This window comes from Rahnella contaminans, from assembly GCF_011065485.1.
GTDB lineage: Bacteria > Pseudomonadota > Gammaproteobacteria > Enterobacterales > Enterobacteriaceae > Rahnella > Rahnella contaminans.
The window spans coordinates 1,500,947-1,516,648 of record NZ_JAADJS010000001.1 but is presented as its reverse complement, the minus strand read 5'-3'; the positions used below and the strand labels follow the sequence as shown (position 1 = coordinate 1,516,648).

The window sequence follows — 15,702 nt, the reverse complement described above, 5'->3', positions numbered from 1 at the left end:
CTTTTAGCCTGAAGAATCGCACACAGAGCTTGTTATGAAATTATTGAAGTCCGTTTTGATTTTGCTGGCCTGCCAGCTCACCCAGGCGAATGCCGTGGGAATTAATGCCGATCCGAACATGACCGGTGCGGCACCTTTGCCGACATTTTTGACCGGCCAGACGCAGCAAACGTCGTCGGATACCGGGTTTGATGATTCTCCACCGCCGCCGGTTCCGGCGGTGATGAGCCGTATGTTTGGTGCGCAGTTGTTCACCGGCGGTGCGGCGGCGGATAACGCGGCAAGCATTGGTTTTAACCCGAACTACGTGGTCGGGCTGGGCGATCAGGTTCAGATCCGCCTCTGGGGCGCTTTCAACTTTGACGGCGCGCTGACTGTTGACCCCAAAGGCAATATCTTCCTGCCAAACGTTGGCCCGCTCAAAGTTGCCGGTATTTCTAACAGCCAGCTAAACAGTGTGATCACCACCAAAGTGAAACAGGTTTATCAGGCCAACGTAAACGTCTACGCCTCGTTGTTACAGGCGCAACCGGTAAAAGTCTTTGTGACCGGTTACGTCACTAACCCCGGCTTATACGGCGGCGTGGCGTCTGATTCTCTGCTCTCTTACCTGAGCAAAGCGGGCGGCGTCGACACCGAACGCGGCAGCTATGTCGATATCGTGGTGAAACACAACGACCGCGTGCGTTCGCGCATCAATCTTTATGACTTTTTGCTGAACGGCGATCTGCGCCTGTCACAATTCTCTGACGGCGATACCATCGTTGTCGGGCCGCGTCAGCACACGTTCAGCGTGGAAGGCGACGTCTTCAACAGCTACGACTTTGAATTCCGCGACAGCACGATCCCGGTGAGCGAAGCCCTGAGCTGGGCACGTCCGAAACCGGGCGCGACGCACATGACCATCATCCGCCAGCAGGGCAGCATGAAACGCAGCGAATACTACCCGCTGAGCTCTGCGCCGGGCCGGTCATTGCAGGATGGCGATAAGCTGATCATCAGCTCTGACCGCTATGCCGGCACCATTCAGGTGCGCATCGAAGGCGCACATTCCGGTGAACACGCCGTGGTACTGCCGTATGGCGCCACCATGAGCCAGCTGTTGCCGAAAATCCGCACCAACTCCATGTCGCAGATCAATGCCATTCAGCTGTACCGCCGCTCCGTGGCGATCCGCCAGAAAGAGATGCTGGATCTGACCTTGCAGAAACTGGAAGAAGCGTCTCTTTCTGCCCAGTCCTCCACGCAAGAAGAAGGGCGTCTGCGCGCACAGGAAGCGCAGCTGGTCAGCCGCTTTGTGAATAAAGCGCGTCAGGTGGTGCCGAAAGGTGAAGTGGTCCTGAACGAAGACAACCTGAACCAGGTGATCCTGGAAGACGGCGACGTGATTAATATTCCGGAAAAAACCTCGCTGGTCATGATCCACGGCGAAGTGCTGTTCCCGAACGCCGTCAGCTGGCAGAAAGGGCTGAGCCCGGAAGATTACATCGAGAAAGTCGGTGGCTTTACGCAGAAAGCGGGTAACTCGAAAGTCATCCTGATTAAACAGAACGGCGAAGCGATTAACGCGGATGACGTGAAAACGCTGCAACCGGGCGATGAGCTGATGGTTCTGCCGAAGTATGAATCGAAGAACATCGAAGTCACGCGCGGTATCTCGACGATCCTGTATCAGCTGGCCGTTGCCGCGAAAGTGGTGCTGACAATTTAATGATCGGGATCTTTTCTGCGGGCATTCAGCGCATCCCGCATCTGGAAGCATTTCTCGGTGAACCGTGCCGCAAGCTTTCGTTGCTGCGGCCGGTGCCGGATGACATCACGCGGATTGCCGTGTGGGGTTACCGGCCAACGGGCGCGAAAGCCGTTGCGCTGGCCGAAAAATCTGGCCGGCCGGTATTGCGCCTTGAGGACGGTTTTATCCGTTCTCTGGGGCTGGGCGTTTCAGGATGTCCGCCGCTTTCCATGGTGCTGGACACGCAGGGCATGTACTACGACGCCTCGCAGCCGAGCACGCTGGAAACGCTGATCCATCAGCATGAAGAGAACCGCCTGCTGCACGACGATGCCCGTCAGGCGATGCAGATGATCGTCGACGGTGACCTGTCGAAATACAACCAGGCACCGGTGTGTACCCTGGCGCAACCGGAACAGGGCGCGGTGCTGGTCGTCGATCAGACCTTTGGCGACATGGCCGTCGTGTACGGCAACGCCGGGAAAGAACAGTTCGACAATATGCTGCAAGCGGCGCTGGCTGAAAACCCGCAGTCTGAGATTTGGGTGAAGGTGCATCCTGATGTGTTATCGGGGAAAAAAGCCGGTTACTTCACGCAGCTCGGGGAGCAGGCGAAACAGGATCCGCGCATAAAACTGATTGCGCAGGACGTCAGCCCGCAGTCGTTATTGCAACGCGTCAGCCGCGTGTATGTGGTGACGTCGAATTATGGTTTTGAAGCGCTGATCGCCGGTAAACCGGTCAGCGTGTTTGGTCAGCCGTGGTACGCGGGTTGGGGTCTGACGGATGACCGTCATGCGCTTGCCGCAGAACTTCGCGTCCGACGCGGTAACGCCAGCATCGAGGATTTATTCGGGGCAGCCTGTTTGCGTTACAGCAGATATCTGAACCCGGTAAACGGCCAGGCGGGAACGTTATTTGACGTACTGAACTGGTTGCTGATGCAGCGTCAGCATCACCAGCAGCGGACAGGGCGCTTGTGGTCGCCGGGTCTGACACTCTGGAAGCGCAGCATTCTTGCGCCGTTCCTGCGGACCAAAACAAACAAAGTGAATTTCAGTAAACGTCATGCCGGTGAATCCGCCTGCGTGGTGTGGGGCACCAAAGGCGAACGCCGCTGGCACGAGGATGCACAAAGAAAAAGACTCCCGCAATGGCGAATGGAAGATGGATTTTTGCGTTCGGCCGGGCTGGGTTCTGATTTGCATCCGCCGCTTTCTCTGGTGCTGGATAAAACCGGTATTTACTACGACGCCACGCGGCCAAGTGACCTCGAAACGCTGCTCAGTGCGAGCCGTCTGACCGGTTTCCAGCAACAACGCGCAACACGACTGCGCCAGAGACTGGTGGCCAGCAAAGTCAGTAAATACAACCTCGGCGCGGCGTTTACGCTGCCAGCCGGAGCCAGCGGAAAGACCGTGATTCTGGTGCCGGGACAGGTGGAAGACGACGCGTCGATCCTGACCGGGACGATGGGATTACGCACCAACGGCGAGCTGTTGCGCACGGTGCGGGAACGCCACCCGGATGCCTACATTATTTATAAGCCGCACCCGGATGTTCTGGTGGGGAACCGGCAGGGAAATATTCCTGCTGAAGATGTCAGCCGGTGGGCAGACAGTCAGGCCCTGGATGCTGACATTATTCAGTGCATTCAGGCTGCTGATGAGCTGCATACCCTGACGTCATTGTCAGGTTTTGAAGCCTTACTCCACGGCAAAAAAGTGGTGTGTTACGGCATGCCTTTTTATGCCGGTTGGGGACTGACGCACGATGAACATACCTGTTCACGCAGAACGCGCAGCCTCACATTAGACGATGTGGTTTATCAGGCGCTGATTGCCTACCCGTCGTATATCGACCCGCATAGCCGGGAGCCTATTTTAGCGGAGCAGGCGGTTGAACTTCTTGCTGCGACGCCACGGGCGCAAATGCAATTCTCAAAGATTAAGGCGGGCAGGATAGTTCGCTATTACAGGAAACTGCTCATGTTGATCCGGGTGACATTGACCACCTGAACCAGCCTCTTTTAAGCTTTTTGCGTAAATGGACACGGACAGAAATGGACAGTAAGGCGCTTACGACATTACTTTCTGGTAAAAAATATCTGCTGTTGCAGGGGCCGATGGGGCCTTTCTTCAGTGATTTAGCACAGTGGCTGGAGTCACTGGGGCGTGAAGCGGTGAACGTCGTTTTCAACGGCGGTGACAGATTGTATTCGCGAAAGCGTGAATACCGTTTGTACCAGCAGACGCCTCAGGAGTTTCCGACCTGGCTGAAAGAAACCTGGCAGGAGTACGACTTCGACACCATCGTGTGTTTCGGGGATTGTCGTCCGCTGCATCAGGCGGCTAAACGCTGGGCGCAGGCCAAGGGCGTGAGATTCCTCGCCTTCGAGGAAGGCTACCTGCGGCCGCATTACATCACGCTGGAACAAGGTGGCGTGAACGCCTATTCCGGCCTGCCGCGCGACGCGGAGTTCTACCGCAGCCTGCCAACAATGACTATGCCGGAAATCGAGCACCTGAAACCTTCAGGCTGGCAGCGCGTCCGCCACGCGACCGTATATTATCTCGCCGGATGGCGCTATCGCCATGATTTCCCGAAATACCGCCATCACAAATCCTTCTCGCCGTGGTACGAGGCGCGTTGCTGGACCCGTGCTGCCTGGCGTAAAAAACTGTATGCCTTCCGTCAGCGCCATGTGTTGCAGCAACTGCAAACAGATCTGGATCAGCGCTATTATCTGGCCATTTTGCAGGTGTATAACGACAGCCAGATCCGTAACCACAGCCCGTATAACGACGTGCGTGATTACATTAATGAAGTGATGCACTCGTTCGCTAAAAAAGCGCCTTCAACCGAGTTTCTGGTGATTAAACATCACCCGATGGACAGGGGGCACCGTCTGTACGGACCGCTTATCCGCCAGCTGGGTAAAAAATACAGTATCGCTAACCGCGTTATTTACGTGCATGACCTGCCGATGCCTGAGTTGCTGACACACTCCAAAGCCGTGGTTACGATTAACAGCACAGCGGGTATCTCCGCGCTTATCCATAACAAGCCGCTGAAAGTGATGGGCAGCGCGCTGTATGACATTAAAGGCATTACCTATCAGGGACATCTGAACCAGTTCTGGACCTCAGGATATAAGCCGGACATGAAACTGTTCAAACAATTCCGACTATACTTGCTGCAAAATACGCAGATTAATGCGGTGTATTATGGCGGTCGCAAAGCCGATATTGCTGCAATAGCCGACAGCCAGTATCAGCCGGTATTTATCAGCCAAAAGCTGGTGATGAATTACATCAAGCGACAACCTTCGTAACGATCACCTTTGAGGAATATGCTCAGATGCAAAAATGTTTACCGATCAAACTCTGCGCATATTTCTCATTATCCATCCTGCTCCCCTTGTTTCTTACCGCCTGCGCGGACGCCGTTCCCTCGATGCATTCTCATGAGTGCGAACTGCCTGATGTCCGCGGTAATACCACGCTATCCCCTCACTGCGTTTATAAAGAAGCGGTCATCATCACCAGCAGCAATACCACGTTAGACTGCCGGGGTGCGGTGCTCGAGGGGGACAATCAACGCCCTTTTGGCATACTGATCAACAGCAAGGGTAAGCCGTTATCCGCTGTCACTGTCCGTAACTGCAAAGTGCGCAACTTTACCCACAGCGGCATCCGTATCACTTCCGACATCGCCGCCAACAAACTCAGCCCGAACCATGAAGAAAACTACCGCCGGACACCGACACGGATAACCCTCGAAAACGTTGAAGTCACCGGCAGCGGACGCGTAGGGATATACTTTGACGATTACGTCACTCATTCGACGTTGAGCCACTCGGTTGTCCGCGACTCGTATATGTCGGGTATCTACCTGGAACATTCATCGCGCAATAACAAAATCGTGGATAACCAGATTATCAATAATGGACATGAGAGTTTCGGCAAGGGAAAGCGGGAAGGATTAGCGGTGGATTCGTCGGCGTACAATCTTATTGAAGGTAACCGGTTTGAATCGAACGGGGCAGGGGGCGTATTTCTGTATAAGAACTGCGGCGAGCATTTCAGCACAGGCAAATCCGTGATCCGCTGGCAGCACAGCGACTACAACGTCATTCGCAATAACACCTTTGTAAATGAACCCGTCGGCATCTGGCTGGCATCCCGGCAAAACCGGGACTTATCAGGATTTGATTGCGGGGATAAACCGAGGGACAGTTCCGGTAAGTACTTCAACGATTATGCGGATAATAATGTGGTGGAGGGGAATAGATTTGATGGGGTAGTGGCTGATATTGAAGATAAGGGCTTAAATAATAGAATCCCAAGCCATTAGTTGAGTCAATAACATTCGGGATTCATTAATTTTTTAAAGTCGAAGACTAATGGGATCTAAAACTGTGTCATCACATCTTTCCAGTAACTAGTTGCGTCATGTTCAATGTCGTCCCTTCTTTTTTTCAGTTTTTCTGAGTGCAATATCCCTTGTTGGAGCTTTACAATTAAGTTGCCAGAAGTAGAAGGGAACGCTTTGATTTGTAGCTGTAACATTCTTGCTTCTTTGAAAAATCTTCTTGAAAATGCCAGTGAAGAAAGGTTTTTATCAGTGATATAGGATTTGTATTTTTCGAATATATCACTTTTTAATTCGCTAACTTTTATGAAGTCTTCGATCGTTTTTTCTGTTGGTGGTCTATTAGTTAAACTGTTTGGATGTCTTACCCAGGAATATAATTTCTTCAATACTATTTCTACCGTAGGGTTGCTACTGTAAGCATTTAAAAGAAATATATGATCTTCCCCATTGTGGATTCCATCGGGAAAGAAACAATCAATATTTAATAAATGTTCTCTTTTATATATTTTCCCCCAAGATAAACGAGGGGTAGAGCCGTCGAGTAAAGTCAGAAACCTATCCTTGTTGGAAATGAAGTTTTCAATGTGTGTGCCGGAAATTATTTCGCCATCTGGCGAAATAGATTTAAACATACATTCAACAATATCAGGTTTATGATTAATCGCGACAGACGTGAATTCTTCAATAAAATTAGTTTCAATACGGTCATCAACATCAATAAAACAGATGTACTCAAAGTCAGTGTTTCTGATGCCAATATTTCTAGCGGTTCCTGGCCCCTGTCCAGTCGATTCTAATATTTTGGATTTAAAGGGGAAGTGCGTATTTTCTAAATATTCAATAGAACCATCGATACTGTCGTCTGAAATGAATGTGACTTGAAAGTTATTAAATGTTTGTTGTGATAAATCATAACAAATATTAGGAAGGTGAGCTTCAGCATCTTTAAATGGAATTAATATATCAATGTTCATTATTTCTTCCCAGCTTAATCTAAAATAGATTCCATGTGGTATTTTTCGCTTGACCAATTGTGTATTGTATTTAAACCCACTCTACGGCCATTAGAATAAGATGTCGCTACGCCATGAGCTTGGTCAGTAAGTGAAAAACCGAATATGTTCTGTCTTGAAACAGGCCCATTTATACTATATAACCAGCTCAAGTATTTAAGTCCACTACTAGGTGATGCCCCGATTTGCTGGGTTAACTTAAGATCGATATTGCGAGGCAATAGGCAAATTTTATCTGCGTGCTCTTGTAAATCGTGAAGTTTAAGCGCAAGGTTTTTAGTTGAATACAGGTTTCCATCAGAAATGATTATAAAATCTAAGCCAAACTTCCTATTGCGCGGCGTTTCATAATAGCGCGGATTAATTACTAGAATATTTGTTTTTCTTCCGTAATCAACACTAAATGGATAGTCTGTGATTGCACCGTTAAACCTAACAACTTTATAATTTCTGTCAATCTCGGTGCCTTTTTTCAAACCTACTTCAATTGGTGAGTTACCAACAATAGACATGCTCGAACCATTTGTTAAAGCATATGTCTCAAATTCCCATTCATTTTTGGCCAATTGAAGAAATAAATCATGATCCTTTTTAGCCCATTCATCTTCCAAAGCACCACTTTTAAAAAGAAGATGAGTTAGACCCAAAAATCTATAACGACTCCAAGCATCTTTATCTTTAGATTTTGCTTTGTTTGCCATCTCGATGGCTTTTTCATATTCCCCACTTTCGGTAAAAAAAGCCGCTAATAACATAATAAATTGAACAGGGAAAAGTTGTTTTCTTATAGAGCTAGCTAGTTTATTTGCAATGCTTTCTAGTTTGGGATCAGGGCCTAAAATTCTATATAGTTTCCTGAATATCAAAATAAGGTCATTTTGATGTAATGTTAAATATTTCGAATCAAGCAGTGTTGTCGCTGCGGTTATTATTTCCGTTGTGTATATGCCTGCATTTAATGCATATTTAACTTTTGATACATCAGTGCATTCGGGTCTATCTTTATAGTAAAAATAAAGTGAGTTAAAGTCATTTAATAGCTTCATATGCAGTACGTTTATTTGGTGTGCTGCATTTGTAATTTTATTCAAAAATTCAGAGTTGCCATCAAATTCTGTTTCTTTAGGGGTTAGAAGCAATAATCCTTTGATAATCGTATTGTTTTCAAATGGGAATGAAATGTCGTAGGTTAATATATGGCCATCGAATTCAAAAAGCACTTCATTGGAGCTTAGCCTATAATCTCCAATTTTTAAATTTACATGCTTGCTACAGCAGTTTTCAATATGAGATTGAAGCTTAAGGCTGTTTGTATATTGTTCTGACAAGTAGAGGTTTATTATATCCTTAGTAATTATACTATTAATGCTAGGGTTTTTATTTTGTTCCTGTGTGTTTTTTTTATGCTGTTTACTAGCATTTAAAAACTTGCTGTCTTGAATAAATTTTTTAGGATTTAGAATTAACTTTCTTGTTTTTCTATACAAAACATTCATTGTCATATCTCATCAAAATGTTTAATGCCATCTAAGTGGGATGTATTTAATGATGCACGATCCCACGTAATCCCACTTTTCACTACTATGGCCGGGTTGCCAACTGCAATAGAATTAGGTGGAATATCTTTACTTACTACTGAACCAATGCCTATAACTGATCCAGTTGATATTGTAACGCCTTTAAGTATAGTTGTTTTATTTGCTAACCAAATATGATCTTCCAAATAAACGGATTTTGAGAAATTAAGCCGTTCTCCTGTATCAATAGAGAAAATTGGGTGGTAATCATGATTGTAGATATTGATATCAATGCCGAACATGCAGTTGTCGCCTATGATAATATCTGATGATTCTGATAGGTGTAATTTCATACCACCAGTAGAGCTAAAATTGCTTCCAATTTTAAGATTGCATTTACGCCCAATTTTTATCAATCCATTAACTTTTGAATATTTCCCAATTTTAATATTATTATTACCGCCGTAATCTACGAGAGTTAAATTATCTATTTTTGAATTTTCATGAAATTCGAAGTTACTATTCAATCCACGTAAATCAATTTTTACAGATTTCCATATGGATGGTTTTCCTATTACTTTACCACCCTTCAATTCAACCAAAGCAATGAATTCTTCAAAAGTCATATTTTTATCTTATATTATAATTTAAGGTTTAGATGTTTTCGTCTATTTTATATTTATGAATGGCTTCATCTATTGAATCAACGTACTCTACTTTGTTATTTCTACCAATGAAAAGAGCTACATCACAGAACTCCCTCAGAGAATTTAAACTATGTGAAACCATAAGGAAATTGGCTTCACTACGTTTGGCACTGAATAGGGTTGAGCACTTTTGTTTAAATCGAGCATCACCAACTGCCGTTACCTCATCAACTAAATAGTAATCGAATTTAAAAGCCATGCTAAGGCCGAACCCTAATCTTGATTTCATTCCAGATGAATAGGTCTTTATTGGCATGTCGAAATACTTTCCAAGCTCCGAAAACTCTTCAACAAAAGCGACTTTTCCGCTTAGTTCTTCTTTAGTTGAATATAATCTAGAAACAAATTTTACATTTTCACGGCCAGTTAGGCTTCCCTGAAAACCACCTGACAATCCGACTGGCCAAGAAATTGTTTTATTTGTTGTTATCCTACCTGAATCTGGGCGATCAATACCTCCAATTACCCTCAATAGAGTGGATTTACCCGCGCCATTTCTACCAATAAGCGCAACACTTTTATTAGAAGGTATTTCTATGTTTAAGTCCCTAAAAACATAATGTCTTCCTTTTGGTGTTTTATAGGACTTTGTCAACCCCTCAATTTTTATCATGATGTGAGCATTGCCTCCTCTTGCGAACGGTAGAGAGCTAATCCAATAAAGAAGATTATTAATGTACAGATTGCTAAATAGTTTAAACTCACACCATCACTAACATAACCAGGGAAAACAGATGATCTAAATAGCTCTACTACATGTACTAAAGGATTCCATAATAAATATGGCCAATAGTCTTTCGGTATACTGTGTAGAGGAAACATAACACAAGATATAAAATAGAGGGGTTTTATCATTATAGGTAAAAACTTCTCAGTTTCAGGGAATGTTTTACCTATCACCATAAATATTAATCCAATGCCGCAAGATAAAATTATCAAAAGAACCCATGTAAATAATAGCATTATTAAATGTACTATTTTAAAGTTTTCACCAGAAATAAAAACGATGGACATCATTAAGATGTATACTAGTGAATAAATAATGCTCTCGAGTAATGCTCTCGAAAAAATGGTATCAATTGGTTTGACGGGTCTATAATTAAATAATCCTTGATTAGCCTCTATAGCTCCTATTGAGCGAGTGCTTATACTACTAAATAAGAAATAAGGGATAATGCCGTTAATTAAGAAAACTGGAAATGAAATATCAGGCATTGTGCGATGCATTATATAGCCGAATATGGCTATCATAATCAGCATATGCGCCATCGGTTCCAGCGCTGCCCACAGATACCCTAAACGGTACTTACCAAAACGGGTTTTAATTTCCCTCAAAAAAAGCGCTTTAACGGCTGCTTTTTGTACTTCCAAGCCACTACGTGCCATCAGATTATTCCAATATTTTTACGTTTTTCCACGCTACCGCCCCTGGCTTACAGCAGCCAATGTGCTTTGAAACTGAGCAGAATGTGAGAAAACAGCAATGCATTACACGTCAGTGATGCTGCCGCAGGGGAGAATCACTTTTGCGTGAGTTTTCGTGTTGGGGGTTAACGCCGGATACCATCCCTGAAAACTATCTTCCTTTTAATTTTTAGTGAGTTAGCAAGAAATGATTTTTCACAAAAATGTAAAGGTTGCGAAAAAATATTTCAGCAAGTTTCAGGGGTGATCACAACTATGTAAAATTGCTTTGAACTATTAATTTGCATTAAATCATTCATCACGCCTATTGGTTTAGGATTTCTCTGAGGTAAAAATTAAAAACTCTATTTTTCAGTGAGATAGTGAAACCGGTTCCATCGGTGAAAGTTGCCAATATAGTTGAGCCTGTAACTATTCATTAGCGGCATTATTCAATTTTGATTAAAAGTTACAGAGATAGGGTGTTTTAAGTGAAATTTTCATAAGAGCTTGGGGGCAGGCGTTTGTTATTGCACAAAAAAAGCCAGTGACTCGCGTCACTGGCTTTCTCGCATTAATCACTCAAATCACCGCAGCCTGATCCTGCGGTGCCGGAATGTGATTATTCGATATTAGATTCGATAAACCACAGGAATTTATCCAGGTCGCGGGATGCGGCAGTGAAGATATCTGCGGTGTCTTCATCTTCCACTTCGCTGATAGCTTTGCGGGTATCGTTAGCCACAACAGCATAACGTTCAGCCAGCGCTTTCAGGTGTTCCTGAACGGTGTGGATATTGGTCGGGTAACTTTTCAGCGGGGTTTTATCGTTAACAACCTGCACGGTACCCAGCGCAACGCCACCTAACTGAACGACACGTTCCGCGATGGTGTCCTGATGGTCAATAATTGCGGTGCGGAAGCCGTCGAGCATTTCATGGACCGCAATAAAGTTTGCGCCACGCATGTTCCAGTGTGCCTGTTTGGTGATCAGCGACAAATCGATATATTCAGTCACCAGACGATTAAGCACTTTGATGGTATTGAGTTTAACACTCTCATCTAAATCGTTGCGTGTGTAGATAAGTTCAGAAGATTTCGTTTTGACCAGTTTAGCGGTACTCATATTCATATCTCCTTGTTTCATTAAAATAAACGCTAAATAATGTATTTCTTAACTACATTCAGTATAGCAATAAATCGAAATTTTGCAGGACAGTCGTTCCTATCGTTCTGATAGCGTGTGTCTAAAAGGACTGTCTCGTCGACCTGTTTAACCTATCATACTGATTTCTCAGGTGCATAGGATTCATCCGTAATTGTGTTTTTTATTCCGGCATTCATAAGCATTAATAGTGATAATTATTTTCATTTAAGCGTGATAAATATTTGTGAATGTAACTTCTGATGTGAATATATATTCATGATTCTCATGTTTAATGGCTGGGAATAACAATCAGATCGGGTAATTATTTATTTTGAATAGAATTAGCAAAAACGGCAGGAAAATATCTGCCGTTTTATATAAGTAACGTGACAGAATTACAGTGCCAGCGTACCGCTATAAAGCACTGTGCCGGTAGGTTGTCCGGTTGGAGAGCCGCCGCGAGGTTCGAGGCTGATCGCCAGCGTATAACCCGGATCCGGCATTTTTGCGGCCAGCGTTAACTGCGTCGGTTGCTGAGTGTTGAGCAAGCCGAGCGAACGCGGTTTACCACCCGGTGGTATCGCCCACAGTTCCAGACTGCGGTCTGCCGCAAGATCCGGTGCGCTGAGCGGTGTCAGCAACAGGCTGCGCGTGCTCATATCGATGCTGACCACCCATTGCCCGTTTTGCTGCCCTGCGCTGCTGGCCAGAATGGCGACCGGCGTTGTCGCAGCGGGTTGTACCAGAAGGTGAGGGATCAGCAACAACGCGGCCAGCCCGGCGGCCAGCGCCCAGCCAATGTATCCGCGCACCGGTCTTTTCGCCGGAGCAGGGCGCTTATCGGGTTGTAACGTCAGATTCTGCTGAATGCGCTTCCAGACTGACGCGGGTGGGATCACCGGGATAATCTGGTTATCGAGTTGCGTAAACGCCTCCTGCCAGCGGGCGACTTCAGCCGCGAGCCCCGGGTCATCGTGCATCTTGCGCTCAAACTGAATCCGCGCCGCGCCGCGCAAGGTGCCGAGTGCATATTCGGCTGCGAGGGCAGCCTGATAATGGCTTCTGCTTTTCATAGTCCGACGCAGCTCTTAAGGTGATCCAGGGCGCGACGGATCCAACTTTTTATCGTCCCCAGGGGTTGTTGTAAATGTGAGGAAACCTCGCCGTGAGACAGGCCTTGATAATAGGCAAGGATCAGGCTCTGCCGTTGTTCTGCGGGAAGGTGGGCCAGGCAGGCCGCCAGAATTTTGGCATCGCTGTCCTGTTGCAGCCGTTGCAAAGGCTCATCAACGTCGCTGGCGTCGCTGTTCATGACGTCGTCATCCAGCTCATCGAGCTGATTGTCGCTCCCGCGCATCCAGTCGATGGCGCGGTTGCGGACAATGTGTGTCAGCCAGGTCATCGGGGAACTGAGCGCCGGATTATACGAACCGGCGCGGTTCCACGCGGTGATGTAGCTGTCGTGCAAAACTTCTTCTGCCCAGGCGTGCCGGCGCAACATGCGTAATGCGACGGCAAACAACCGGGGGGACGTCAGACGGTATAACTGCTCAAATGCCTGTCGATCGCCAACGGCCATGGCGCTCATCAGTTCACGCTGTACTTCCAGCGCATTCTCTGGTGTTGGCTTAACTAAAAAATTGTCATGCATTCGCCCGTCCTGACATGCTGAGGTGCTGTTTCATAAAGAAATCATGCCCTCAGTATAGTCGGTATTATTTTGGCATCAGGACGGTATCAATGACGTCGATCACACCGTTCTTCTGCTGGACGTCATAAGTGCTGATATTGGCGATATTCCCTTTGCCATCTTTAAGCTGAATATTGTGCGGGCCATTATTGAGGATCCACAGTGGCTGGCCGTTTACGGTTTTAAGCTCTGCGGTGCCGTTGCCTTTTTTCAGCAGTTTTTCGAGATCTTTCATTTCATATTTACCCGCAACCACGTGATACGTGAGGATACTGGTCAGCGTGGCTTTGTTCTCCGGTTTTACCAGGTTATCAACGGTGCCTGCTGGTAATTTTGCGAAGGCGGCATTGGTTGGGGCAAACACGGTGAACGGGCCTTTGCCTTGTAAGGTATCAACCAGACCTGCGGCTTTGACGGCAGCCACCAGCGTGGTGTGATCTTTAGAGTTCAGGGCATTTTCTACGATATTTTTAGACGGATACATTTCAGCGCCACCGACCATGGTGGTGTTTTGAGACATCGTTGCAGCCATTGACGCAGTGCTCAGCAGAAGAGAAGCACAGATAGCAGTACGGAGTAATGTTTTCATGATGGTGTCCTTCGCAGGTTAAGTAGGTAAGGTCTTGCCTCACATCTATACATACGAATGACCCCCTGCTTTTGGATGCAGGAAAAGATGAAATAAAATGAAAAAGGCGAAAGTATTTTTCAACATATTGATAGAAAAGAAAAAAGCCACATCGTGATGACGTGGCTTTTTTGAAGATTCGGGATGAATTTACTTCCCTGAAGGATTATTGCCCGGAATATCGACCGTTTCTATTTTGGCTTTGCGTTGGAGCGTCAGCGTTGAACCGGCAGATGCCGCAATAATCGCGGCCAGCCCCAGCCACTGCGAGGCCGTCAGGAACTCACCCAGGAAAATAATCCCGGAAAGTGCCGCCATGGCGGGTTCCATGCTCATCAGCGTGCCGAAGGTTTTCGCCGGAAGCCTGGTCAGCGCCATCATTTCCAGCGAATAAGGTATGGCCGAGGTCAGCAGGGCAATCAGCAAACCTAGCGGCAAAATCTCCCAGCTGAAAATTGAGGTATGCGCCTGAATCGCACCAATCGGGAAGAATATCAGTGCGGCAATCAGTGAACCCATCGCCGCCGTGCCCGGGCCATAACTGCTGCCGGCCCGCTGTCCTGCGAGGATATAAATCGCCCAGCAGGCACCGGCAATCAGCGCAAAACAGGCACCTTTCAGATCCACACCGCCCGCGCTTTGCCCCAGCGGCAGCAGGAACAATAACCCGGCGACGGCCAGCACGACCCAGATGAAATCGACCGGACGGCGCGAGGAAAACATCGCAACGGCCAGCGGCCCGGTGAATTCGAGTGCAACAGAGATCCCTAACGGCACGGTACGTAGCGCCAGATAAAAGCTGTAGTTCATGCAACCGAGCGCGAGGCCGTACATCAGCAGCGCGCGGAAATTACCGCCGCGCATTTTAAGCCGCCACGGTCGGAAATAGAGAAGTAACAGAACAGAACCGATGCCCAGACGCAGTGCAGTCACCCCTTGCGGCCCGACGACCGGAAACAGCGTTTTGGCCAGCGACGCGCCACCCTGTAATGAGAGCATCGCGACGAGTAATAAAAGGATGGCGATCAGCGGTGAAGCTTTCCGGGGTAACGCGGGAAGTGGCGGGCCATTATTATGTGCCGCGTCCTGAGAGTCCTGCGGCTGATTTTGTTCTGACTGTGACATCCATTGCGCCTTTTGAGGTGATCCCATGAATCCAGAATCTTCAGATTTATAGTTTTGAAAAGAAAGGTAAAGCACAGTCAGTGTAGTGGGAAATCACGCGAGAAAAAATCCTCAAAAAAAGTTTTTTCAGAATGAGTTTCTTAAAAAATTGTCAAAAAGTGGCGTTTTTTTGCCCAAAAATTTAGGAATTATCTGCTAATTCCAAAAAGTTCAATAAGTTTATCTTATAGTTTTAGTGACGAAAATCTCAATAAATTTAGATAGATACTAAGCACTGGAAACTTCCTGTTACACCATATGATGCTTTGGACATCTTAATTGAGGCAGAGTTTCACACTGGTTTTTGTTATATTTTGGAACGT

The 15,702-nt window shown here is 46.7% G+C and carries 14 protein-coding genes; 4 read left to right on the top strand and 10 right to left on the bottom strand.

Annotation, left to right across the window (positions count from 1 at the left end):
* Positions 1-34: 34 nt before the first annotated feature.
* The 4 genes from GW579_RS06750 to GW579_RS06735 are packed head-to-tail and all read left to right on the top strand — an operon-like array spanning position 35 to position 6,088.
* Positions 35-1,711 carry a polysaccharide biosynthesis/export family protein gene (locus GW579_RS06750; RefSeq protein WP_152324281.1) on the top strand — a complete coding sequence of 559 codons (1,677 nt, stop codon included), beginning with the start codon at positions 35-37 and terminating at the stop codon, positions 1,709-1,711.
* The gene (locus tag GW579_RS06745) at positions 1,711-3,750 is read left to right on the top strand and encodes a capsular polysaccharide biosynthesis protein (RefSeq protein ID WP_165058186.1); all 2,040 of its coding nucleotides are present in this window, start codon (positions 1,711-1,713) and stop codon (positions 3,748-3,750) included. Before GW579_RS06750 ends, GW579_RS06745 begins: the two co-directional genes overlap by 1 nt.
* Before the next feature lie 44 nt (positions 3,751-3,794).
* Positions 3,795-5,066, top strand: a complete 1,272-nt coding sequence (locus tag GW579_RS06740) for a capsule biosynthesis protein (protein WP_165058184.1) — start codon at positions 3,795-3,797, stop codon at positions 5,064-5,066.
* A 26-nt stretch (positions 5,067-5,092) separates the two neighbouring features.
* Positions 5,093-6,088, top strand: a complete 996-nt coding sequence (locus tag GW579_RS06735) for a right-handed parallel beta-helix repeat-containing protein (RefSeq protein WP_165058183.1) — start codon at positions 5,093-5,095, stop codon at positions 6,086-6,088.
* Positions 6,089-6,144: 56 nt separating this feature from the next.
* On the opposite strand, the gene GW579_RS06730 is transcribed toward GW579_RS06735, so the two are convergent.
* The 10 genes from GW579_RS06730 to rhtA form a co-directional block, all read right to left on the bottom strand.
* Positions 6,145-7,083, bottom strand: coding sequence for a glycosyltransferase family 2 protein (locus GW579_RS06730; protein ID WP_165058181.1), 939 nt, complete (start codon positions 7,081-7,083; stop codon positions 6,145-6,147).
* A 14-nt stretch (positions 7,084-7,097) separates the two neighbouring features.
* The gene (locus GW579_RS06725; RefSeq protein WP_165058179.1) at positions 7,098-8,618 is read right to left on the bottom strand and encodes a glycosyltransferase family 29 protein; all 1,521 of its coding nucleotides are present in this window, start codon (positions 8,616-8,618) and stop codon (positions 7,098-7,100) included.
* Positions 8,619-8,620: 2 nt separating this feature from the next.
* Positions 8,621-9,265, bottom strand: coding sequence for an acyltransferase (locus GW579_RS06720; protein ID WP_165058177.1), 645 nt, complete (start codon positions 9,263-9,265; stop codon positions 8,621-8,623).
* A gap of 28 nt (positions 9,266-9,293) precedes the next feature.
* The gene (locus GW579_RS06715; RefSeq protein ID WP_165058175.1) at positions 9,294-9,959 is read right to left on the bottom strand and encodes an ABC transporter ATP-binding protein; all 666 of its coding nucleotides are present in this window, start codon (positions 9,957-9,959) and stop codon (positions 9,294-9,296) included.
* The gene (locus GW579_RS06710; protein ID WP_165058174.1) at positions 9,956-10,732 is read right to left on the bottom strand and encodes an ABC transporter permease; all 777 of its coding nucleotides are present in this window, start codon (positions 10,730-10,732) and stop codon (positions 9,956-9,958) included. The genes GW579_RS06715 and GW579_RS06710 overlap by 4 nt, the downstream gene beginning before the upstream one ends.
* Positions 10,733-11,372: 640 nt before the next feature.
* The gene (gene dps / locus GW579_RS06705) at positions 11,373-11,876 is read right to left on the bottom strand and encodes a DNA starvation/stationary phase protection protein Dps (RefSeq protein WP_015696542.1); all 504 of its coding nucleotides are present in this window, start codon (positions 11,874-11,876) and stop codon (positions 11,373-11,375) included.
* A gap of 416 nt (positions 11,877-12,292) precedes the next feature.
* Positions 12,293-12,970: an anti-sigma factor gene (locus tag GW579_RS06700; RefSeq protein WP_165058172.1), complete on the bottom strand. Its 678-nt coding sequence runs from the start codon at positions 12,968-12,970 to the stop codon at positions 12,293-12,295.
* Positions 12,967-13,548: a sigma-70 family RNA polymerase sigma factor gene (locus GW579_RS06695; RefSeq protein WP_152324271.1), complete on the bottom strand. Its 582-nt coding sequence runs from the start codon at positions 13,546-13,548 to the stop codon at positions 12,967-12,969. Before GW579_RS06695 ends, GW579_RS06700 begins: the two co-directional genes overlap by 4 nt.
* A 64-nt stretch (positions 13,549-13,612) precedes the next feature.
* A complete protein-coding gene (locus GW579_RS06690) occupies positions 13,613-14,176 on the bottom strand; it encodes a fasciclin domain-containing protein (RefSeq protein WP_165058170.1) in 564 nt (187 codons plus the stop codon).
* 189 nt (positions 14,177-14,365) lie between these two features.
* Positions 14,366-15,340, bottom strand: coding sequence for a threonine/homoserine exporter RhtA (rhtA, locus tag GW579_RS06685; protein ID WP_165058168.1), 975 nt, complete (start codon positions 15,338-15,340; stop codon positions 14,366-14,368).
* Positions 15,341-15,702: the final 362 nt, after the last annotated feature.